This window comes from Streptomyces sp. NPDC047079 (assembly GCF_040643755.1).
In the GTDB taxonomy this organism is placed as follows: Bacteria; Actinomycetota; Actinomycetes; order Streptomycetales; family Streptomycetaceae; genus Streptomyces.
In genome coordinates this window covers 50,770-71,721 of the sequence record NZ_JBEYUZ010000023.1, presented here as the reverse complement: position 1 = coordinate 71,721, position 20,952 = coordinate 50,770, and the positions used below count along the sequence as shown (strand labels likewise).

The window sequence follows — 20,952 nt, the reverse complement described above, 5'->3', positions numbered from 1 at the left end:
TCAGGGACCGGCCGGAGCCGCGCAGCGCGCCCTTCACCAAGCCCGCGGTCCGCGCGCCCGCCCCCGCGCGCCCGCCCTCACGCGGACGCGCGCCGCACCAATGTCGTCGGCAGCACCACGCTGGACGGCGCGTCCCCCGCGAGGGACGCACCGTCCGGCCCCGGTGTGTCGCCGCGCCGGTCCAGGCGGCGCAGCAGCAGCCGCGCCATCAGCCGTCCCATCTCCTCTATGTCCTGACGGACCGTCGTCAGGGGCGGTTCGGTCTGCTCGGCGACCGGCAGCATGTCGTCGAAGCCGATGACGGCGACGTCGTCGGGCACCCGGCGCCCCAGCGCGCGGAGCACCCGGAGGGCGCCGGAGGCGGTCAGGTCGTTCGCGGCGAACACGGCGTCCAGGTCCGGGCAGCGCTCCAGCAGCCGGCGCATCGCGCGTTCGCCGCCGGTCGGGGTGAAGTCCCCTTCGACGATCAGCCGCGGGTCGGCGTCGACCATGACGTCCCGGAAGCCGTCGAGCCGGTCCACCGCGGACGTCTGGTCCAACGCGCCGGTGATGTGGGCGATGCGGCGGCGGCCGAGTCCCACGAGATGACGCACGGCCTCACGGGCCCCGCCGCGGTTGTCGCTGTCCACGTACAGGGTGCTGCGCGTGCCGTCGCCCCAGCCGGGCCGCCCGCCGAACACCGTGGGCACCCCGGCACGCTGCACCAGCTCAGGCAGCGGGTCCTCCAGGTGCAGCGAGAAGACGAGGGCGCCGTCGACATGGCCGCCGGCCAGGTACCGGCCGACCCGGGCGTGGTCGGCGCGCCCCTCCGTCAGCAACAGCACGAGCTGGGAGTCGTGCGCCGTCAGTTCCTTGCTGATGCCGCGCAGTTGGAGGGCGAAGAAGGGGTCGGCGAAGACCCGGGTCTCCGGTTCGGCGATGACGACGGCGACCGCGTCGTGCCGCTTGGTCACGAGACTGCGCGCGGCCTGGTTGGGCACGTAGCCGAGTTCCTCGACGGCCCGGCGCACCCGCTCGACGAGGGGCCCTCGCACACCGTTCCCACCGTTGACGACCCGGGACACGGTGGCCCGCGAGACCCCGGCCCGGGCGGCCACGGCCTCCAGGGTGGGACGCGGCGCGGTCTCGGTCACGTGGGGCCCCTCCCTCAGCGGTCGCGGATCAGGATAGCCCGCGACCCGCCTGTCGCTGAGAGCGTTCCCCGGCCCTGGCAGGGCCGGGGCCGGGCCGTCAGCCGCCTTCTTGGTGCTTGTGCACGTCGTAGGCCGGGATCGTTCCGTCCCGGTTCTTCACCAGGAACAGCCCGCCCATGCCCTTGTCGGCGTGGTGCTGCACATGGCAGTGGTACATCCACGCGCCCGGCCCGCCGGCCTCCCCCGCGATCACCTGGAAGCCGAAGGAGTCCCCGGGGCCCACGATCCTGTTGTCGATGATCGGGCTCGGATCGTCCGGTCCTGCCAGGAGGCCCGTACGGTTGTTCGCCCAACGATGGCCGTGCATATGGAAGGTGTGGTAAAGATCGCCGTGCGTGATCATCACGAACTCGACACGGTCCCCGAGCGTCGCCTGGAAGTCGGGGGCGAAGCCCTGCTCGTGGTTGTTGATCATCGTCTGGTTGAACACGATCGTGTGTGTTCTCAAGGGGAGGATGTCTCCCGCGCGGCGCACGATCACCGGCCCGTACAAGCCCTTGTGGATACCGTCCGAGCCGTGGTCCGTGCCGAGGATGTGGTCGTGGTAGTGCCAGTAGCCCGCGCTGCCCTCCCGCCAGGTGCCGTCCGCACGGCGGCCGGGGGCGTGGGTGCGCCAGACGTACGTGCGGGTGCCACCCGGCCGTACCCCGCTTCGGCTCCACCGGGTGCCGTCCTGCGCGATGTCGTAGTCCAGACCGTGCACATGGAGGCTCACTGTGCCGTCCGTCGTGTTCTCGAACTGGATGTACAGCGTGTCGCCCTCGACGATCTCGATCAGCGGGCCGGGGATCGTCGCCTTCCCCCGCTGAAGGCCGTAGCCCATGCGCCCGTCACTGAGCCTCTCGGCGTACATCTTGATGCGCTTGACCCGGCCGCCGGTAGGCGCCCTGCGCAGCGGCGTGCCGGCGGCCTGCGGGGCCACGGCCAACGAGGTCGCGACGGCCGCCCCGCCCAGCAGCATCCGGCGGTTGAAGCTGCGTCTGTCCATGCCGGACTCCCCATCCTATACGGAGTTCACGGAGAAGTGCCGCGGGGACGAACCGGGGACGGTAGCGGCACGGCGTGAGCTTATCCGCATGGAGGACAAATACTCCGTATTGCCCTTACATCGGCGGAGTGCCGTCTTTCCGGGCCCGGCTCGGCTGGACCCGCTTCGGCTCGCCCGGCATCTTCGGATACTCCGGCGGATAGGGCAAATCGCCCAGCCCGTGGTCGTGTTCGTCCCGCCGGGCCAGGTCCAGGAGTGCCTCCAGGGAGAAGGCGTGGTCGTCCATGTCCGCGTGGACGTCACCGAGCCGGGCGAACCGGTCCGGCATGGTCGCCAGGTCGAAGTCGCGGGGCACCACGTCATCGACCTCGTCCCAGCGCAACGGCGCGGACACCGGGGCGTGCGGCTTGGGACGCACGGAATAGGCGGAGGCGATGGTGCGGTCGCGTGCCGTCTGGTTGTAGTCGACGAAGATCTTCTCGCCCCGCTCCTCCTTCCACCACGCGGTGGTCACGTGCTGCGGCATCCGGCGCTCCAGCTCGCGGCCCACGGCGATGGCGGCGCGACGCACCTGGGTGAAGGTCCAGCGCGGTTCGATGGGCACGAAGACATGCAGTCCCCGGCCGCCGGAGGTCTTGGGCCAGCCGCGCAGCCCGCCGAACTCCTCGAGAACAGCGCGCAGTTCATGGGCGGCACGGACCGCGTCGGCGTAGTCGGTGCCGGGCTGCGGATCGAGGTCGATGCGGAGTTCGTCGGGGTGGTCGACGTCGTCGCGGCGCACGGGCCACGGATGGAAGGTGAGCGTGCCGTACTGGGCGGCCCACACCACGGCGGCGACTTCGGTGGGGCACATCTCGTCGGCGCTGCGGCCGCTCGGGAAGGTGATGTGGGCGGTGGGGATCCAGTCGGGCATGTTCTTGGGCGCCCGCTTCTGGAAGAAGAACTCGCCGGTCACGCCCTCCGGGTAGCGCTCCAGGGTGGTGGGCCGGTCGCGCAGGGCGCGCAGTATGCCGGGGCCGACGGCGATGTAGTACTGCGCGAGGTCCAGCTTCGTGAAGCCGCGTTCAGGAAAGAAGATCTTGCCCGGGCTGGACAGGCGTACCGTCCTGCCGCCCACTTCCAGCTCGACCGCATCGCCCATGCGAGCCACGGTAGGCGCACCGGACAGGCCCCGCACACCGGGCGCGTCGCACCGCGTGGCGGGCGCGGGTCGTCCGGTGCCGGCCCTGGTGTGAGGGGCGCGATCATCCCTGCTCCGGCCCGGGTGCGTACTCGACAGGCGGGTGCCAGGATCCCCTCCTAGAGTCAAAGCCATGGATCTGCCGGTGATGCCACCCGTCAAGCCGATGCTCGCCAAGCCCGTGGCGAAGATCCCGCCGGGCATGCAGTACGAGGCGAAGTGGGACGGGTTCCGGGCGATCGTCTTTCGCGACGGCACCGAGGTGGAGCTCGGCAGCCGCACGGGAAAGCCGCTGACGAGGTACTTCCCGGAGCTGGTGGAGGCACTGCGGGAGCGCTTGCCCGAGCGGTGCGTGGTGGACGGGGAGATCGTGATCGCCCGGGAGGGACACCTCGACTTCGACGCGCTGACGGAGCGCATCCATCCGGCGGACTCCCGGGTGCGCACGCTCGCGGAGAAGACCCCCGCCTCGTTCGTGGTCTTCGATGTGCTGGCACTGGACGACCGGTCGCTGCTCGACGTCCCGCTGAGCGACCGGCGCCGTCTGCTGGAGAAGGCGCTGTCGTCGGTGACGCCGCCGGTGCACCTCGCGCCCGCGACGACGGACCGCGCGGTGGCGGAGGAGTGGTTCAGGCACTACGAGGGGGCGGGGCTGGACGGAGTGATCGCCAAGCCGCTCTCCCTGCCCTACCGGCCGGACGAGCGGGTGATGTACAAGGTCAAGCACGAGCGCACGGCGGACGTGGTGGTCGCGGGCTACCGCTTCCACAAGAGCGGCCCGGTCGTGGGTTCACTGCTGCTCGGGCTGTACGACGACCGTGGCGCCCTCCAGCACGTGGGGGTCGCCGCAGCGTTCCCCATGAAAAGGCGCGCGGAACTCGTGGAGGAGCTGGAACCGCTGCGGATGGAGGACGTCGGGGGCCATCCGTGGGCCGCCTGGTCGGACGAGGCGGCGCACGAGACGGCCCGGCTGCCCGGTGCGCCCAGCCGCTGGTCGGGGAAGAAGGACCTGTCCTGGGTGCCGCTCCGCCCCGAGCGGGTGGCGGAGGTGGCCTACGACCACATGGAGAACGGAGTGCGCTTCCGGCACACCGCGCGCTTCCGTCGCTGGCGCCCGGACCGCACCCCCTCCAGCTGCACCTACGCGCAGCTGGAGGAACCGGTGCGATACGACCTCGCGGAGATCCTCGGCACTCCCGGCGGACGCTGACACAGGCCTTGGCGGCAGAGGGTGATCCGCATCGGCCCAGTGGTGCGCCCGGTCCGCTGAACGTAACGTTCCGCGGCAGCCGTGTACCGACGGACCAGGGCGTTCACGCCTCGAACGGCAGCCCGGCCCGCGCCGGCTCCCTCGCCGCGCCCTCCAGACCGTCCGCGGAGCGCCGCAGGCGCTCGTTCGCCCAAGCGCGCGCTGGGCCCCGCCGAAGACAGGGCCGCCACCACGGCACCTTGGCGGGCCCGCAACGGCACGGCCACCGCCGACACCCCTCCTCCCGCTCACCGTGGCTGCTGGCGTAACCGTGGGCGCGTGCCTCGGCCAGCCGCACGACCGCGCCGGTCAGCTTCCGGTCTTCGCGACGGGCGCCGGGTTGCGCAGCCCCTCGGCCGCCTCCGAGACGCGTCGGATCAGATCGAAGAAGAGGGCCTGCTCCTCGGCGGAGAGCGGGGCGAGGAAGACCTGGTTCATCCGGGCCGTGCGCACTGTCAGCTTCCGGTGCGTGCGCAGGCCGTCGTCCGTGAGGTGCAGCAGGAAGCGGCGGCCGTCCTGGGGGTCGCGGACCTTGTCCAGCAGCCCCCGACGGCCGAGCCGGCTGATCACCTCGGCGATGGTGGAGCGGTCCAGGCCCACCCGCTCCCCCACGGTGCGCTGGTCGAGCCCGGGCTCCGCGACGAGCGCGTTGAGGACCGCGAACTGCGGCGAGGTGATCTCCTCGGAGACCATCGAGTTCCAGAGCAGATAGTGCGCCTGCTGAAGTCGGCGGGCCAGGTGCCCGGGGTGGGTGGAAAGGTCCACCGCGGCCATGAGCGCTCCTGAGGTCGTTTTCGTTGGTGTACTGAACGATACTCGCCGACACCCGACCCGACCTCCGATGCCCAACCCCCCGTAACTCGACCTTTTCAAGGCCTTGACGCTTCTACGCCTGCGGTGGCAGCGTGAACCCACCCTCACCGAACACTCAGTGCCCTGACTAATTCGTCGAGAGGCGCGTGGAAGAGACGGGGCTTCACGGATGGACAAGGTGGTCGCCACGGCCTTGGAGGCGGTGGCCGATGTACCGGACGGCGCATCGCTCGCGGTGGGCGGGTTCGGGCTGAGCGGTGTGCCGGACGTGCTGATCCAGGCGCTGCACGAGCGCGGGGTCCGCGGCCTCGGCGTGGTGTCGAACAACTGCGGGGCCATGGAATCGGGTCTCGCGGTGCTGCTGGCCGCCGGACGGATCGCGCGGGTGACCGGCTCGTACATCGGGGCGAACAAGGAGTTCGCCCGCCAGTACCTGGGCGGCGAGCTGGAGGTGGAGATGATCCCGCAGGGCACCCTGGCCGAACGGCTGCGGGCCGGCGGCGCGGGAATCCCCGCCTTCTACACCCCGGCCGGTGTCGGCACTCAGGTGGCCGAGGGCGGACTGCCCTGGCGCTACGACGGGCAGGGCGGCGTCGCGCTCGCCTCACCGCCCAAGGAGGTCCGCGTGTTCGACGGGGTGGAGTACGTCCTCGAGCGCGGCATCCGCACCGACTTCGCCCTGGTACGGGCCGCGAAGGGGGACCGGCACGGGAACCTGGTCTTCAACAAGTCCTCCCGCAACTTCAACCCGCTCGCCGCGATGGCGGGCCGTGTGACGATCGCCGAAGTCGAGGAGCTGGTCGACCCCGGCGCCATCGACCCGGACGCGGTGCACCTGCCGGGGATCTTCGTCCAGCGGGTCGTGGCGCTGACACCCGAGCAGGCGGCGGACAAGAAGATCGAGAAGCGCACGGTCTCCGCACCGGGCGCACCGGGGGCGGTGAGCGGGTGATGGCCTGGAGCCGCGAGGCGATGGCCGCCCGGGCCGCGCGCGAACTGAGGGACGGTCAGTACGTCAACCTGGGCATCGGAATGCCCACGCTGATCCCCGATCACCTCCCCGGCGACGTCGAGGTCGTCTTGGAGTCGGAGAACGGGATCCTCGGCACCGGCCCCTACCCGGACGAGGACACCGTCGACCCGGACCTGATCAACGCGGGCAAGGAGACCGTCACGGTTCTGCCGGGAGCCGCGTTCTTCGACTCGGCGCTGTCGTTCTCGATGATCCGCGGCGGGCACATCGACGTCGCCGTGCTGGGAGCCATGCAGGTTTCGGCGCGGGGCGACCTGGCGAACTGGGCCATCCCGGGCACGATGATCACGGGAATCGGCGGGGCCATGGACCTGGTGCACGGGGCCCGCACGGTCATCGTCGTCATGACGCACACCGCCAAGGACGGCAACCCCAAGATCCTCACCGAGTGCTCGCTGCCGCTGACCGGCAAGGCCTGCGTCGACCGGATCATCACCGACCTCGGCGTGCTGGACGTGACAGGACACGGGCTGGTCCTCGTCGAGACCGCGCCCGGTGTGAGCGCCGGGGAGGTCGTCGCCAGGACCGGCGCCGAACTGACCGTAGCGGAGGGTGTCGGCTGAACGACGCCCCCGGCTCGCCCCCCTTCTCGAACGCTAGGAACCCGTATGGCCCTCACCCAGCAGGACATCGACCGGGAGATCGCGGCCGAGCAGGCCGCCTACGACAAGCGGGTCGCCGACGGCGCGCCCGTCGAGCACCACCCGCGTCGCGACTATGCCCCCTACCGCTCCTCCGCGCTGCGCCACCCCAAGCAGCCGCCGGTCACCATAGACGTCGGCCGGGACCCTGAGCTGGTGGAGTTGTTCTCGCCCGCCTTCGGGGAACGGGACATCACCGATGTCGACAACGACCTCACCAGGCACCACCGGGGCGACCCGATCGGCGAGCGGATCACCGTGTCCGGCCGGCTGCTGGACCGGGACGGCCGCCCGGTGCGCGGCCAGCTCATCGAGATCTGGCAGGCGAACGCCGCCGGCCGCTACGCCCACCAGCGCGAGCAGCACGACGCGCCGCTGGACCCCAACTTCACGGGCGCCGGCCGCACTCTCACGGACCGTGAGGGCCGGTACCGCTTCACCACCATCCGGCCGGGCCCCTACCCCTGGCGCAACCATGTGAACGCCTGGCGCCCGGCGCACATCCACTTCTCCGTCTTCGGCCGCGCGTTCACCCAGCGGCTCGTGACACAGATGTACTTCCCGAACGACCCGCTCTTCCCGTACGACCCGATCCTGCGGTCCGTGACGGACGACGCCGCCCGGCAGCGGCTGGTCGCGACATACGACCACGGCCTGTCGGTGCCGGAGTTCTCGCTCGGCTACCACTGGGACATCGTGCTCGCCGGCCCGGACGCCACCTGGCTCGAGGAAGGACGCTGACCCGCCATGACGAAGGTCGACACAAGCAGGCCGGAGAGCGCGCCGCCCACCCCGTCGCACACGGTGGGCCCCTTCTACGGGTATGCGCTGCCGTTCCCTGGAGGCGGGGACATCGCGCCGCTCGGCCACCCCGACACGATCACCCTCCGGGGCTATGTGTACGACGGCGAGGGCGCACCACTGCCGGACGCGCTCCTGGAGCTGTGGGGGCCCGGCCCGGACGGCACCCTGCCCACCACCGACGGCTCGATCCGGCGCGATCCGGCGACCGGCGGCCATCTCGGCCGCAACGGAGTGGAGTTCACCGGCTGGGGTCGCGTCCAGACGGACGCGAACGGCCACTGGTACGCCCGGACGCTGCGGCCCGGAGCGCGCGGCCGCAGCGCCCCGTACATCAGCGTCTGCGTGTTCGCCCGGGGCCTGCTCACGCACCTGTTCACCCGGATCCACCTGCCGGGTGACGAGGCGGCGCTCGCCGCGGACCCGCTGCTCTCCGGACTGGAGAGGGCGCGCCGAGCCACGCTGGTCGCCGTGGCCGAGGGCCCTGGCACGTACCGTTTCGACATCCGTCTTCAGGGCGAGGGCGAGACGGTCTTCCTGGAGTTCCAGTGACATCGGGCGCCTACGACGCCGGCCTGCTCGCTCCCGGCTGGGCCGCCTCGCCGACCGCGTCCGCGACGAGCGACACCGCGTATCTGCGGGCGCTGCTGGACGCGGAGGCCGCGCTGACCCGGGCCCAGTCCTCGCTCGGCCTGGCTCCCCAGGAGGCGGCGACAGCGGTGACCTCGGCAGCCGCGTCAGGGACCTTCGACCCCGGTGACATCGCCGTACGAGCCCGCGCCGGCGGCAACCCCGTGATCCCGCTCGTCGCGGACCTGACGCGGGCGGTCGGCGACGCGTACGGACCATATGTGCACCGGGGCGCGACCAGCCAGGACATCCTGGACACCGCGTCGATGCTGGTCGCCGCACGCACGCTGGACCTGCTGCTGGCCGACCTGGAGCGCACACAGCGGGCGGTGGCCCGGCTCGCCGCGCGCCACCGGGACACGGTCATGGCCGGGCGCACGCTCACCCAGCACGCGGTGCCGACGACCTTCGGTCTGAAGGCGGCGGGCTGGCGGTCGCTGGTGCTGGACGCCCGGGACCGCGTGCGGGCGGTGCGGGACGCGCTGCCCGTCCAACTCGGCGGCGCGGCGGGCACACTCGCCGCGTTCGCCGCGTACGGCGCTCGGGACCCGGGGACCCTCGTGAGCGCGTACGCCCGGGAACTGGGGCTCGCCGCACCGCAGTTGCCCTGGCACACCCTGCGCACCCCGATCGCCGACCTGGCGGGCTGCCTGGCCTTCACCGCGGGAGCCCTCGGCAAGATCGCCGCGGACGTCCTGCTCCTGGCGCGCACCGAGATCGCCGAGGTCGCCGAGGGTGCGGGCGGCGGCTCGTCCGCGATGCCGCACAAGGCGAATCCGGTCCGGGCGACGCTGATCGCGGCGGGCGCGCGGCGGGCGCCGCACCTCGCGGCCACGTTGTACGGGTCGTCCGCCGCCGAGGACGAGCGGCCCGCCGGGGCCTGGCACGCGGAGTGGGAACCCCTGCGCGACCTGTTGCGGCTGGTCGGCGGCGCCGCGCGCGACGCCGCCGAACTGGCCCAGGGGCTGCGGGTGAACGCGGACGCCATGCGCGAACACCTCGCTGTCACCGGTGGATTGATCGTCTCCGAGCGGCTGGTGGCCGAACTGGCGCCCGTGCTCGGCCGCGCCCGCGCCGAGGCACTGCTCACCGGTGCCGCCCGGCGTGCCCCCGTCGAAGGCCGTTCTCTCGCCGAGATCCTCGGGGAGCAGCCCGCGTCGAAGGACGTCGACCTCGAGGGGCTGACCGACCCGGCCCGCTACACCGGCTTCGCCGGGACCCTCACCGACCGTGCCCTGGAGCGCTCATGACCGACAAGGTGCCGTACCACCGCGCCGAGGGCCCGGCCACCGCTCCCCCGCTGCTGCTCGGGCCGTCGCTGGGCACCTCCCTCGCCCTGTGGGACAAGGTCGCGCCCGAGCTGTCCGTCACCCACCGGGTGGTCCGCTGGGACCTCCCCGGACACGGCGGTTCGGCGCCGGACCTCATCGGAGCGGGCGCGACGGTCGCCGACCTGGCCCGCCTGGTGCTGGCGCTCGCGGACTCGCTGGGCGTCGACCGGTTCGCGTACGCCGGGGTCTCGCTCGGCGGCGCGGTGGGGCTGCATCTCGCGGTGCACCACCCCGAGCGGGTCTCGTCGTTGGCCGTCGTCTGCTCGTCCGCGCACTTCAACGGCTCCCGGCCGTGGGAGGAACGGGCCGCGCTGGTGCGCCGGGAAGGCCTGGTGCCGGTCGCGGCGACCGCCGGGGACCGCTGGTTCACGGCCGGGTTCACCGTGCCGCGGCTCGTCCAGGACCACCGGGAGGCGGATCCGGCCGCGTACGCCGCCTGTTGCGACGCCCTCGCCGCGTTCGACCTCCGCGACCGGCTGACGTCGATCGCCGTACCGACGCTGCTGGTCGCGGGCCGTGAGGACCCGGCGACGCCGCCGGCGCACCTGCGGGAGATCGCGGACGCGGTGCCCGGCTCGGCCCTGGTGGAGATCCCCGGCGCCTCCCATCTGGCGCCCGCGCAGTGCCCGGAGGCCGTCCTGACGGCGCTGCGGTCGCACTTCTCGTGAGCTTCGTGGCGGGTCGTCCGACGCCGTCCCGCCGCGAGCGGCAGCCTGGTCTCGCTGACGGCGCTGGTCGCTCACGGGTACCACGACAGCCCTCGCGGCGCACAACCCTCACGCGGGACGAGCAGGTCACACAAGCCCCCGGTCGCCCTCCAGGGCCGTCTCCGCCAGGGCCGCCAGCCCGTCCGCCCCGCATGAACGGGCCAGCGTCAGCCCCCTCTTCAGCTCGGGCACCGACCGTGTGGCGATGCCGTACTCGACGCGCGCCGCCGCGTGCTCGTAGGCGCAGGGTGACGCCTCCAGATAGGTCACCGCCCGGGCGTACAGCGCGGTGGCGCGCTGCCCCGTCTCCAGGGCCGCGGCCACCCGCAGGGCCTCACCGATCGCCGTGTCGGTGCCCAACCGCTCGGCCTGCCGGCGGGCCGTCACGGCGAGTTCGGCGGCACGGCGTGGATCGTCGACGGCCAGCGCGCGGGCGAGGTCACCGGCCCAGGGAGCCAGCACGGTGTTGTGACCGCGCCCGGCGGCCGCCTTCTCGGCGGCCTCCAGCTCGCCCACGCCCTCCTCGGTGCGGCCGGTGGCGAGCAGCAGCCGGCCGCGGACGCAGCGGGTGTCGGGCAGCACGATGGTGGAGGGGTACGGAGGCGCGAACCCGTACCGCTCGGCGATCGCCCAGGCCTCCTCCACCTGCCCGCGGGCGAGCAGGGTGTCGACGAGTCCGCAGGTCGCGGACCAGTACATGGGCAGTCCCCGGCCGACTCGTTCGGCGAGGCGCAGGGATTCGCGCAGTGAGGCCTCCGCCTCCCTGAGGCGGCCCCGTCTGCGGTGGGCCAGTCCGACGTAGGCGTGGGCCAGGGCGAGGTGGCCGCCGCTCCACCCGGCGGACTCGTAGGCTCGCAGGGCCTCGGTGAACAGGCTCTCGGCCCGGTCGAGGCGGTCGGTGTAGGCGTAGGCGCTGCCCAGCATCAACAGCAGTTCGATGCCCCACTCGGTGTCGGTCCAGCCGAGTCCGGGGGCGAGGCGGCCGTTGACGAGAGCGCGGTCGCACAGTTCGACGGCCTCCTCGGCGTTCTCGCCGTGGGTCATCGCGTCGAAGCCGCGCAGGATGAGCAGGGCCCGCTCGGAGTTGTCCTTCCCGGTGCACATCCGGGCGAGTTCGGCCAGCTCCCGCGAGCGGGCCGGGGAGCCCTCCTCGGCCGCGTGGATGCCCTCCCACATGTAGTGCACGGCCTGGAGACGCATCCGGGAGGGCCCGGGTTCCAGGCGGGCGGCCTCCGCGTCGACGGTGCGGACCGCCTCGTCCAGCTGGCCGTTGTGCAACAGGGCCTGGGAGAGGCGGTAGACGGCGTCGACGCGCGCGTCGCCCTCCAGCCCGGGCATGGCGAGGGCCGTCTGGAGGTAGTCGATGGTGGTGGCGGGCGAGGTCAGCAGGGTGGCGCAGCCCAGCTCGAAGAGCACGTGCGGGTGGACGTCGGGCAGCGGCGGCTCCAGCAGGGCCCGTTCCAGACAGCGGCGTGCCGCCTCGGGGGCGCCGACGGCGAGGTGTTCACGTGCTGCCTCGCGCATCTGCTCGACCAGTTCCTCGTCGTCGTCCGGGTGGACCTCGAGGAGGTGGCGGGAGGCGGCCGCGGCGCCGAGTCCCGAGTCGGTGACGACCTGTGCGGCGATGCCGTGCATCGCGGTGCGCAACCCGTCGGGGATGGAGCGGTAGACGGCGCTGGCGATCAGCGGATGCACGAACACCAGCTCGCCGTCGGCCGCCTGACGGCTCGCCGGATCGGGCGCGGCCAGGATGCGGGCGGCGCCGAGGAGTTCGGCGCAGCGCACCGCCTCCTCGCGGCGCATGGTGGCGAGCCGTGCGACCAGGTCGACGGTGATGCCGGTGCCGAGGATGGCCGCGGCCCAGGCGAATCGGGTGGCTTCGATGCCGAGGCTCTCCAGGCGGGCGACGAGACCGTTGCCGCGGGCCGAACGGTTCAGGGCACGCAGTTCCGCGGCCGATGCCTCGACCGGTTCGAGCTGGCTGTCCTGCACCTTGGCGAGGAGTTCGACGGTCTCGTAGGGATTGCCGCCGGTCACGGCCCAGACCTCGCGGCAGAACGGGGCGTCGGCGTGTGCGCCGAGGGTGGCGCGGGTGAGTCCGGCGGTCGCTTCGGGCGTGAGCTCGCTCAGGGTGCTGACCGGGTGGCGGGCGGCCGCGGCGATCGTGTCGAGGCGGCGGGCGCTCTCTCCGGTGGCCTCGCCGGGGCGGAGGGCGACCACGACCAGCACACGCAGGTCGTCGAGGCGCTCGCAGAAGGCGGCGAGCCAGTGGAGGGTCTCCTGGTCGGCCCAGTGCGCGTCGTCGATGAGCAGGACCAGGGGCCACTCCCGTTTGGCGAGCCGGGAGACGGCGACGACCAGGCCGTCGCACACGCCGGTGGGGTCGGCCTGCCGGTCGCCCGGTTCGGCTATCCCGAGGGCGGGGCCCGCGACGTCGTACCAGTCGCCCAGGTACTCCCGCGCCTCCTCCGGCATCAGGGAGAGAAGCGCGGGCTGGAGCAGTTGCCGTACGACATTGAAGGGGACGGACGTGACGGTCTCCCCGCCGCGCGCCGACCACACCGTGCAGCCGCGCCGCTCCGCGATGCGGCGTGTCTCGGTGAGGAGCGCGGTCTTGCCGATGCCGGCCTCCCCGTCGAACATCAGCAGGCTCCCCGACGCGGAGGGCGAGGTGTCGTCGCGCAAGGCGTCCACGGCCTCGCTGACGACGGCAAGTTCCGCGTCGCGTTCCCACAGGGAAGCCGAGGCGGCCGCGCCGGGCCGTGCCTCCGTCATCCCGGTACCTCCCCAGGTCGCCCAAACGACGTACAGGTATCGAGCCTAGCCCTCCCTGGCGTTCGGCGGAGGTGGGTCGGGGCACCTGTTGCCGTGATGGGTGATGCGCGGGGTCCCGGGACGACGCGAGGGGCCGCCGACCAGCCGGGGAGCGCTGCCGTCGGTCAATTTATCGCAAAGCCCGCCCCAGTGCGGAGCCTGACGGTCCGCCGGAGAGCGAGGACGGGCCGGGGGGCGGGCCCATGACCTCCCGGCCGGGATCCGGCCGGGGGGCGGGCCCGCCCCGGCTCTCATCCCCCTTTCACGCACGCCTCCTAGGGTGGTTCCATGACGCAGGTGACTCCTCCCGGGTGGTATCCCGACCCGGGACAGACAAGTGACGGGCCCGCCTCCGAGCGCTGGTGGGACGGCAGGGCGTGGACGGACCGGACCCGCCCTGCGGAGCAGGCCGCCGCATGGGGTCCGCCGGCGCAGCCGCCGGGCGTCGGCGCGCCTCCGGGCGAGCCGTTCGGGGCCGTGCCGTATCCGGCGGTTGCGCCCGCCCCGGCCCGGCGGAGGCTGCGGACCGGGATAGCCGTCGCGGCGGCGGTCGCGGTCCTCGCGGGGATAGGCGGCGGTGTCTACGCCCTCACCGCGAACGACGGCGGCGGGAACTCGGCGCGTGCCCAAGGCCCCGGACGCGACGGCGGTTTCGGCGGTCAGGAGGGCCAGGGGGGCCAGGGGGGTCCCTTCGGCGACCGGGGCGGCCCCGGCAACCCGGGCGGGTCGGACGGCTCCGGAGGCTCGGACGGCCTGACACCCGCGCCCGGCCCCTCCGGGCAGCCGGGGACCAGGGACGGGTACGCCACCGACCCGTTCAACGGCATCAGCATCCCCGTGCCGGACGGCTGGAGCGGCGGAATCATCCAGGGAGGCGCGGCGATCCAGGCGAGCGGCCAGTACAAGTGCCCCGGTGACACGTCGAAGACCTGCAACACCGGCGGGGCGTACTCGGCGTCCGCGAAGGCGAAGGGGCTGACGGCCACCACGGCGGAGGCCGCGGCCAAGCAGGACATCGTCAAGAACGCCGAGGAGTCCTACGGCGGCACGTCCTACGCCGGTATCACCTCGCACCGGGTGCTCGCCTCGAAGGCGGTGACGGTGGCCGGGCGGAAGGGCTACATGGTCCGCTGGAAGGCGGTCACCGCCAAGGGCGCGGACGGCTATGTCGAGTCGCTCGTGTTCCCCTCGCCCGCCGGATCGGGGGAATTGCTCGTCGTCCGCTTCGGTATCGACGTCGGCTCTAACGCGCCGAAGCCCTCCGTCCTCGACCAGGTCGCCGAGGGCATCGAGGCGGCGTCCGCGAGCGGCGACGGACAGCATGTCTGAACCGGCAGCGCCGCGGCCCCGGCCGGACGCAACGGGGCCGGGCGGGGCTCCCCTCCGCTCAAGAGGAACCTCGCCCGGCCGGGGTGCGCGCCGCCCCCGTCCCCACGGTGCGGCGCGATCAGGCCCCGTCCGGTCATCCCACGGACGGCGGCCCGGTCTCTGATGCCCCAACAGGCAACGTTCGCCCCGTCACGACGCCCGGCACTCCTTGACGGGCAAACGTTGCCTGCCGGGGCACTAGGTCAGTCCGAGCGACGGGAGCACCGCCGCCTCGACGAAACGCACGAGGTACTCCTCGTCCGCGTACTGCCCGTCCAGCAGCGGGCGGGCGCGGAGCACGCCCAGCAGCTGGGCGGGGATGTACTCGAGGGCCGGGTGGTCGGCGCGCACCTCGCCGCGCTCGACCCCGCGCCGCAGGATCTCCTGCAGCGCCTTGATCTCGGGCTCGACCAGCGCTTCGCGCAGCGCCTGGGCGAGTTCCTGGTCCTGCATGACGGCGGGGCCGAGGGCCTGGACCAGCTTGGTGTCGCGGCGGGACCACGCCCCCGCGGCCCGTGCGGCGGCGCGCAGGTCACCGGCGAGGGAACCGGTGTCGACGCCCGCGATCCGCACACAGCGGTTTGACCGGAGGGCGGCCGCCACGAACTGGGGCTTGGTCTTCCACTGCCGGTACAGCGTCGACTTGCTGCACCGTGTGCTGGCGGCGATGCCCTCCATCGTGACCGAGTCGTAGCCGCATTCACGGATCTGCTCGAGCACGGCGTCGAAGAACTCCTTCTCACGCTCGGGTGTGAGCTTGGAGCGGCGCGAGGCGGCAACCGTCTCCGGTGCGTCCGCTGCCTGCGACGTCATGGCGTGGCACCTCCTCCGTCGTGGTCCCGGCCCGGTGGGCCGCTTCACACCAGTGTATCGATACGCGAGTGTACCGGTACGGAAGCGTATCGGTACACTGACGTATCGATGAGCCTTGGACAGGACCCACTCGATGTCGAGTGGGTCCTGTCCTGGGCTCACCACGCACCACCGCACGCAAGACCGTCAGCAAAGGGGCCGGGGGATGGATTCCCGAACCGAGCCTGAAACGGAAGGGGCAGCCGCGATACGCCGGCCGCCCCTCGTCCGGGAGCTCCTCCTGGTAGCCGGGCTCTTCCTCGTCTACAAGTTCGGCCGGCAGCTGGCGAACGGCCACACCGCCGAGGCCTACGGCAACGCGCAGCGCGTGTGGCACTGGGAGCGCTCCCTCCATCTGCCGGGCGAGGGGGCCGTGCAGGACGCGCTGCTGCACGGCGACACCCTCGTCCACGCCGCGAACCTCTACTACGTGGCCGTCCACTTCACGGCCACCACCGCCTTCCTGGTCTGGCTGTACGTACGGCGCCCCGCCCACTACCTCTGGGCCCGGCGGGTCCTCGCCCTGGTCACCGGCGCCGCGCTGGCGCTGCATCTGACGTTTCCGCTGGCCCCGCCGCGGATGCTGGGCGTGGCTCACCTGATGGACACCGGACAGGTCTTCGGCCCCACGGTGTACGGGGCCGAGCCGGAGAGCGACTCGATGGCGAACCAGTTCGCCGCCATGCCGTCGCTCCACTTCGGCTGGGCCCTGATGGTCGCGATCGGCCTGATCGCGGCCACCCGGTCGCGCCTGCGGTGGCTGTGGCTGCTGCATCCGCTGCTGACCCTCGTCGTGATCGTCGGCACGGCGAACCACTACTGGCTCGACGCGATCGTGGCGAGCGCGCTGCTCGGACTCGCGCTCACGGTGGTCCGCGCCCCGGCGCCGGCGTCGGAGGGGGCGCCGACGGCGGCCCCGCGCACCGTGCCCGCGCCGAGGCCCGCGGAACCCGCGACGGCCGCCCGGCGATCGACGTCCTCGCCGGACGTGCGGGCCACCCGGCGCTCGGCACCCGTGAACGGCACGCCCGCCGTCGGACCCTCGACGGCCGAGGGCCCCGGACTGGTGGGGGCGGGCCGATGAGCGCCGCGCTCCTCGCCGTCGTCCTGTCCCTGTTCTCCGCGGTCGCCTACGCGGCCGCCGCCGTGGCCCAGGAGCGGCTCGCCGCCCGGACCTCGGGCGCCGGCGCGCTGCGGCTCTTCGCGCAGGGCGCCTGGTGGTGGTCGGTTCTCCTCAATGCCTCCGCCGCGCTGCTGCATGTCGCGGCCCTCAAGTTCGGCCCGCTGACGCTGATCCAGCCGCTCGGCGCGCTCACCCTGGTGGCCGCCGTGCCGCTCGGGGCACGGGCGGCGGGACGCCGGGTCGGCGCGCGGGAGTGGCGGGGCACGGCCTTCACCCTGATCGGTCTGGCCGCGCTGCTCGTGACCGCGTCCGGGCCCGAGCCCGACGACGTACTGAGCCTTCCGGAGGCACTGGCCGTGGCGGGCGCGACCGCCGCCCTCATCGGTATGTTGGCCCTCCCCCACTCTCGGCCGCACTCGGCGGGGGCAGCCCGCCCCGGGCTGCGGTACGCGACCGCCTCCGGCGTCGCGTCGGGCGTCGCCTCGGCGCTGACCCAGACCGTGACGGTGGCGGCGACGGACCGGTCGGAGCCGGTGCCAGGTGCGCAGGTCGTCGTGGTGGCGCTGCTGGTGGCGGCGTTCGCGACGGGCGGTCTGCTGCTGTCGCAGAGGGCCTACCGGGACGGCCTCGGCGCGCCGCTCGCGGTGGTGACCCTCGCCAATCCGGTCGCCGCCGCGGTGATCGGACTCTCCCTGCTGGGCGAACACCTGCAGGGCGGCGCGGCGGGCCTGCTGCTGACGGTGGCGGGCGCGGCTCTGGCGTCCTGGGGCGTGGTGACGCTTTCGAGGTCGGCGCCCGTCCCGGCGGCAGGGGATGCGGACTTGCCGAAGCCCGGCGGGAACGCCGACCAGCCGGTGTCCGAGGACGCGGCCGACCACCCCGTCGCCGCGCTGCTCGCGCTGGAGCCCGAACCGATCCCGCTCGAGCCGTCCCTGGGCTCGGCACCCTAGGGCTGCCCCAGGGGATTTTCGTTCGGATTCGGATCCGCTGATCCAGACGAAGCCCCCTAGCCGTCTCCGGGCGGCTTCCCCGGGCTCAGCCCCATCCCCGGGAGTCCTGCTTGAGCGCGGTGTCCACGGTCAGCGCCGTCGCGACGACCAGGCTCAGCAGCGGCTCGGGCAACTGGTAGTGGATCTGGAGGACATAGTTGTCGGCCGTGGTGAACATCGTCTTCGCCAGGCCTTCCCAGGTCTTGGTGATCCGTGCGACCTCGTTCCCGGCGTGGTCGACGATCGCGAAGTTCCAGGCGCGCCAGTTCTCCGCCTTGATCGCGCCGACCTGCCGGCCGTCCACGTTCATCGCGAAGTTGATCTTTCCGAACATGTTCTGCTGGATGATCTCGCCCACGCGCTGCCCGTCCGGACGCTCGACCACCACGCGGGACTTGAAGATCTTCGCGGGCCGGACCAGTACGAGCTGGGGCCGTCCGTGGGCGTCGCGGATCTCCAGCTTGTGCGTCATGAACTGGTCGAGGCTGGAGACGAAGCGCAGGATCTTCTTCAGGGCGTTCTGTCCGACCTCGGTGACCGATCCGAGCCTGCTGCCGTGCTGGTCGAAGACGCTGTACTCGTTCGTCAGCTCGATCAGCTTGGCCTTCTGGTTCACGACCAGGACCGGTTCGCTGAACAGGGTGCCGCCGCCGGCTCCACTCGGGGCGACCCCGGCCTGCTGCTGCACCTGACGCAGGACGCGGGGGTCTGGGGGCGCGGCCTGCTGGTCCGCATGGGTGTGCTGGGTCCACTGGGCGCCGTCCCAGTACCGCAGGGTTGCTGGGCCCCCTGGCGGATCCGGGTACCAGCCTGCAGGTGTGTTCGATTGCGTGGTCACCGGGGCACACTACCCCGCGACCGCCGCCGCCGGTCGCGCGGCGGCGGTCCCGGATCTTCGGGTCAGCCGGTGACGATCGCCGGGTCGCTCACGCCCGGCTGCCCGTTCTCGACGTGTCCGGCGAAACGGCGCAGGAAGGTGCGGTCGGCCTCGGACGTCACGGTGAGGTCGTACCACCGCCTGCTCGCCCCGAGTTCGAAGGTGCGCCGCACGGTGGCACCGGCGCGGACCGTGACCGCCCACGCGTCACCGCCGTACGCGCAGACGACCTTGAGCCGCACCGTGCCGGAGCCCTTGTTGGTGAAGGTCAGCTCGACGTCGTCGCCGGTGTGCCGTGCGGAGACCTCGGGGCCCGCCGTCCTGTTCGGGCCCTTGAATACGCGCAGGAAGCCGTTCGGGCCGTGCACGCTCAGGTCGTAGGAGCCGCCCCAGTAGGCCGAGTTCCACGTGTCCGCCACGGTCCTGCCGGCCTCGGTGGTGTACGTCCACGGCCCGTCGGTGCGATTGCCGGAGGTGACGAGGAAGGCGGCGCCGGCGTGCGGGCCTGAGGTGAAGGCCAGCGTGAACTTCCCGGCCGCGGTGTCCGCGGAACCGTCCACGGAGGGCGCGTACTTGAGCGGGCGGGTGGGCCGCAGACCGGGCTCCTGCTTCGGCAGGACGGGGCTCGCGGGCGGCGCCGGCACGTAGTCGGGGTGCCGGTTGCGGTCCGGCGGCTGGTAGCCGTCCGTGGCCGGCAGGTGCACCGGCTCGGTGTCCTTGCGGGAGAAGTCGAACGCGGCGGTCAGGTCGCCGCAGATCGCGCGCCGCCAGGGGGAGATGTTCGGCTCCTGGACGCCGAAGCGGCGCTCGATGAACCGGATGATCGAGGTGTGGTCGAGGGTCTCGGAGCAGACGTACCCGCCCTTGCTCCAAGGGGAGACGACCAGCATCGGCACGCGCTGCCCGAGACCGTAGGGGCCGGCCGGGTGGCTGCCGTCGCCCTTGAAGAGGTCGGGGCCGGCGTCGACCGTGGACTTGCCCTGCGCGGCGGAGGCCGGCGGGAACGGCGGGATCAGATGGTCGAAGAAGCCGTCGTTCTCGTCGTACGTGATGAACACGGCGGTCTTCGCCCACACCTGCGGGTCGGAGGTGAGCGCGTCGAGGACCTGGGAGACGTACCAGGCGCCGTAGTTGGCGGGCCAGTTGGGGTGCTCGGTGAACGCCTCGGGGGCGACGATCCAGGAGACCTGCGGCAGCTTGCCGGACCTCACATCGGCCTTGAGCCGGTCGAAGAAACCCTCGCCCTTGCGGGCGTCGGTGCCGGTGCGGGCCTTGTCGTAGAGGGGGTCGCCGGGCTTGGCGTTCTGGTACTGCATGAAGTAGAGCAGCGAGTTGTCGCCGTAGTTGCCGCGGTAGGCGTCCTGGATCCAGCCCCAGGAGCCGCCCGCGTCGAGGCCGTCGCCGACGTCCTGGTAGATCTTCCAGGAGACCCCGGCGGACTCCAGGCGCTCGGGATAGGTCGTCCAGCTGTAGCCGGCCTCGTCGTTGCCGAGGACCGGGCCGCCGCCCTTGCCGTCGTTGCCGGTGTAGCCCGTCCACATGTAGTAGCGGTTCGGGTCGGTGGAGCCGATGAACGAGCAGTGGTACGCGTCGCAGATGGTGAAGGTGTCGGCGAGCGCGTAGTGGAAGGGGATGTCCTCGCGGGTCAGGTACGCCATCGTGGTGGAGGACTTGGCGGGTACCCACTTGTCGTACTTTCCGCCGTTGAAGGCGAGGTGCCCGTCGTTCCAGCCGTGGGGAAGGTCCTGGATGAACGCCATGCCCAGGTCGTCGGCGTCGGGGTGGAACGGCAGGATGTCCTTGGTGCCGTCCGACTGGTGCCAGACCGACTTGCCGTTCCGGAGGGTGACCGGGCGCGGGTCGCCGAAGCCGCGGACGCCTCTGAGCGTTCCGAAGTAGTGGTCGAAGGAACGGTTCTCCTGCATCAGGACGACGATGTGCTCGACGTCCTCGATCGTGCCGGAGCGGTGGTGCGCGGGAAGGGCCGCGGCACGCTCGATGCTGCTGGAGAGCGCGGTGAACGCGGCGGTGCCGCCCGCGAGCTGGAGGAAGCGGCGCCGATTCACTTGAGGCATGACGGAGTGACCTCTTGTCCTGAGCGGGGCGTGAGACGCCCAATGGTGAGAGAACCTGCGCGAAGCGAGTGTTCCAGCAACACCAAACGTCAGGAAAGGGTCGGATGGCGCCCATGTGAAAGTCGCCGGTACGAGTGATGCCGCCCGGCCCGATGCCTCCCGAAGTCCTGTGACGGCCGGCGCGGGAGGGGTGTCGTGAGCCGGTCGTGCGACGGAGGCGGCCCTGCCCGGACCCGACGGCACCGGCCACCGCTTCGCCCGCCTCCGCCGTGCCGGGTCCTCACCCGC

17 protein-coding genes and 1 pseudogene are annotated in these 20,952 nt (G+C 72.4%); 10 read left to right on the top strand and 8 right to left on the bottom strand.

All coding sequences use genetic code 11. The features are described 5' to 3' along the window. Positions 1-77 precede the first annotated feature (77 nt). The 3 genes from ABZ823_RS25060 to ligD form a co-directional block, all read right to left on the bottom strand. Positions 78-1,133, bottom strand: coding sequence for a LacI family DNA-binding transcriptional regulator (locus tag ABZ823_RS25060; protein ID WP_361664528.1), 1,056 nt, complete (start codon positions 1,131-1,133; stop codon positions 78-80). A 97-nt stretch (positions 1,134-1,230) separates the two neighbouring features. Next, complete coding sequence (locus tag ABZ823_RS25055) at positions 1,231-2,181, bottom strand: multicopper oxidase domain-containing protein (RefSeq protein WP_361664525.1); 951 nt, start codon at positions 2,179-2,181, stop codon at positions 1,231-1,233. A 115-nt stretch (positions 2,182-2,296) separates the two neighbouring features. After that, complete coding sequence (ligD, locus tag ABZ823_RS25050) at positions 2,297-3,322, bottom strand: non-homologous end-joining DNA ligase (protein ID WP_361664522.1); 1,026 nt, start codon at positions 3,320-3,322, stop codon at positions 2,297-2,299. Positions 3,323-3,494: 172 nt separating this feature from the next. On the opposite strand from ligD, the gene ABZ823_RS25045 reads away from it, so the two are divergent. Continuing rightward, positions 3,495-4,571, top strand: coding sequence for an ATP-dependent DNA ligase (locus ABZ823_RS25045; protein ID WP_361664519.1), 1,077 nt, complete (start codon positions 3,495-3,497; stop codon positions 4,569-4,571). Between the two features lie 348 nt (positions 4,572-4,919). On the opposite strand, the gene ABZ823_RS25040 is transcribed toward ABZ823_RS25045, so the two are convergent. Beyond that, positions 4,920-5,384: a MarR family transcriptional regulator gene (locus ABZ823_RS25040; RefSeq protein ID WP_361664515.1), complete on the bottom strand. Its 465-nt coding sequence runs from the start codon at positions 5,382-5,384 to the stop codon at positions 4,920-4,922. A 208-nt stretch (positions 5,385-5,592) separates the two neighbouring features. Here ABZ823_RS25040 and ABZ823_RS25035 point away from each other — a divergent pair, with 208 nt between their 5' ends. From ABZ823_RS25035 to pcaD, 6 genes and pseudogenes are all read left to right on the top strand, one after another. Continuing rightward, a complete protein-coding gene (locus ABZ823_RS25035; RefSeq protein WP_361664513.1) occupies positions 5,593-6,375 on the top strand; it encodes a CoA transferase subunit A in 783 nt (260 codons plus the stop codon). Then, entirely contained in the window at positions 6,375-7,019 is a 645-nt protein-coding gene (locus tag ABZ823_RS25030; RefSeq protein WP_361664510.1) for a 3-oxoacid CoA-transferase subunit B, read from the top strand. The genes ABZ823_RS25035 and ABZ823_RS25030 overlap by 1 nt, the downstream gene beginning before the upstream one ends. A gap of 45 nt (positions 7,020-7,064) precedes the next feature. Next, entirely contained in the window at positions 7,065-7,838 is a 774-nt protein-coding gene (gene pcaH, locus ABZ823_RS25025; RefSeq protein WP_361664507.1) for a protocatechuate 3,4-dioxygenase subunit beta, read from the top strand. A gap of 6 nt (positions 7,839-7,844) precedes the next feature. Beyond that, positions 7,845-8,450 (top strand): protocatechuate 3,4-dioxygenase subunit alpha, encoded by a 606-nt coding sequence (gene pcaG / locus ABZ823_RS25020; protein WP_361664504.1) that lies wholly within the window; start codon positions 7,845-7,847, stop codon positions 8,448-8,450. Continuing rightward, positions 8,447-9,778: a 3-carboxy-cis,cis-muconate cycloisomerase gene (gene pcaB, locus ABZ823_RS25015; RefSeq protein WP_361664502.1), complete on the top strand. Its 1,332-nt coding sequence runs from the start codon at positions 8,447-8,449 to the stop codon at positions 9,776-9,778. The genes pcaG and pcaB overlap by 4 nt, the downstream gene beginning before the upstream one ends. Beyond that, a pseudogene (pcaD, locus tag ABZ823_RS25010) lies at positions 9,775-10,614 on the top strand (3-oxoadipate enol-lactonase); the annotation flags it as partial. The gene pcaB and the pseudogene pcaD, both read left to right, overlap by 4 nt. Before the next feature lie 39 nt (positions 10,615-10,653). Here the strand turns inward: pcaD and ABZ823_RS25005 are convergent. Continuing rightward, the gene (locus ABZ823_RS25005; protein WP_361664499.1) at positions 10,654-13,341 is read right to left on the bottom strand and encodes an AAA family ATPase; all 2,688 of its coding nucleotides are present in this window, start codon (positions 13,339-13,341) and stop codon (positions 10,654-10,656) included. Positions 13,342-13,668: 327 nt separating this feature from the next. Here ABZ823_RS25005 and ABZ823_RS25000 point away from each other — a divergent pair, with 327 nt between their 5' ends. Continuing rightward, on the top strand, positions 13,669-14,709 hold the full coding sequence (locus ABZ823_RS25000) for a DUF2510 domain-containing protein (RefSeq protein ID WP_361664496.1): 1,041 nt from the start codon (positions 13,669-13,671) through the stop codon (positions 14,707-14,709). A 237-nt stretch (positions 14,710-14,946) separates the two neighbouring features. Here ABZ823_RS25000 and ABZ823_RS24995 read toward each other — a convergent pair whose 3' ends face one another. Then, complete coding sequence (locus ABZ823_RS24995) at positions 14,947-15,561, bottom strand: TetR/AcrR family transcriptional regulator (RefSeq protein ID WP_361664493.1); 615 nt, start codon at positions 15,559-15,561, stop codon at positions 14,947-14,949. 205 nt (positions 15,562-15,766) lie between these two features. Between ABZ823_RS24995 and ABZ823_RS24990 the strand changes: the two genes are divergently transcribed. After that, a complete protein-coding gene (locus tag ABZ823_RS24990; protein ID WP_361664490.1) occupies positions 15,767-16,684 on the top strand; it encodes a phosphatase PAP2 family protein in 918 nt (305 codons plus the stop codon). Then, positions 16,681-17,673, top strand: coding sequence for a hypothetical protein (locus ABZ823_RS24985; RefSeq protein ID WP_361664487.1), 993 nt, complete (start codon positions 16,681-16,683; stop codon positions 17,671-17,673). Before ABZ823_RS24990 ends, ABZ823_RS24985 begins: the two co-directional genes overlap by 4 nt. A gap of 85 nt (positions 17,674-17,758) precedes the next feature. Here the strand turns inward: ABZ823_RS24985 and ABZ823_RS24980 are convergent, their stop codons facing one another. Both ABZ823_RS24980 and ABZ823_RS24975 read right to left on the bottom strand, forming a co-directional pair. Then, on the bottom strand, positions 17,759-18,550 hold the full coding sequence (locus ABZ823_RS24980; RefSeq protein WP_361664484.1) for a phospholipid scramblase-related protein: 792 nt from the start codon (positions 18,548-18,550) through the stop codon (positions 17,759-17,761). A gap of 62 nt (positions 18,551-18,612) precedes the next feature. Beyond that, positions 18,613-20,664, bottom strand: a complete 2,052-nt coding sequence (locus ABZ823_RS24975) for a phosphocholine-specific phospholipase C (RefSeq protein WP_361664481.1) — start codon at positions 20,662-20,664, stop codon at positions 18,613-18,615. Positions 20,665-20,952 lie beyond the last annotated feature (288 nt).

Excerpts from the sequence above, each read along its gene's own strand:
- ABZ823_RS25055 (WP_361664525.1), bottom strand. The coding sequence starts at position 2,181 with ATGGACAGACGCAGCTTCAACCGCCGGATGCTGCTGGGCGGGGCGGCC.
- ligD (WP_361664522.1), bottom strand. The coding sequence starts at position 3,322 with ATGGGCGATGCGGTCGAGCTGGAAGTGGGCGGCAGGACGGTACGCCTG.
- ABZ823_RS25045 (WP_361664519.1), top strand. The coding sequence starts at position 3,495 with ATGGATCTGCCGGTGATGCCACCCGTCAAGCCGATGCTCGCCAAGCCC.
- ABZ823_RS25040 (WP_361664515.1), bottom strand. The coding sequence starts at position 5,384 with ATGGCCGCGGTGGACCTTTCCACCCACCCCGGGCACCTGGCCCGCCGA.
- ABZ823_RS25035 (WP_361664513.1), top strand. The coding sequence starts at position 5,593 with ATGGACAAGGTGGTCGCCACGGCCTTGGAGGCGGTGGCCGATGTACCG.
- ABZ823_RS25030 (WP_361664510.1), top strand. The coding sequence starts at position 6,375 with ATGGCCTGGAGCCGCGAGGCGATGGCCGCCCGGGCCGCGCGCGAACTG.
- pcaH (WP_361664507.1), top strand. The coding sequence starts at position 7,065 with ATGGCCCTCACCCAGCAGGACATCGACCGGGAGATCGCGGCCGAGCAG.
- pcaG (WP_361664504.1), top strand. The coding sequence starts at position 7,845 with ATGACGAAGGTCGACACAAGCAGGCCGGAGAGCGCGCCGCCCACCCCG.
- ABZ823_RS25005 (WP_361664499.1), bottom strand. The coding sequence starts at position 13,341 with ATGACGGAGGCACGGCCCGGCGCGGCCGCCTCGGCTTCCCTGTGGGAA.
- ABZ823_RS25000 (WP_361664496.1), top strand. The coding sequence starts at position 13,669 with ATGACGCAGGTGACTCCTCCCGGGTGGTATCCCGACCCGGGACAGACA.
- ABZ823_RS24995 (WP_361664493.1), bottom strand. The coding sequence starts at position 15,561 with ATGACGTCGCAGGCAGCGGACGCACCGGAGACGGTTGCCGCCTCGCGC.
- ABZ823_RS24990 (WP_361664490.1), top strand. The coding sequence starts at position 15,767 with ATGGATTCCCGAACCGAGCCTGAAACGGAAGGGGCAGCCGCGATACGC.
- ABZ823_RS24985 (WP_361664487.1), top strand. The coding sequence starts at position 16,681 with ATGAGCGCCGCGCTCCTCGCCGTCGTCCTGTCCCTGTTCTCCGCGGTC.
- ABZ823_RS24975 (WP_361664481.1), bottom strand. The coding sequence starts at position 20,664 with ATGCCTCAAGTGAATCGGCGCCGCTTCCTCCAGCTCGCGGGCGGCACC.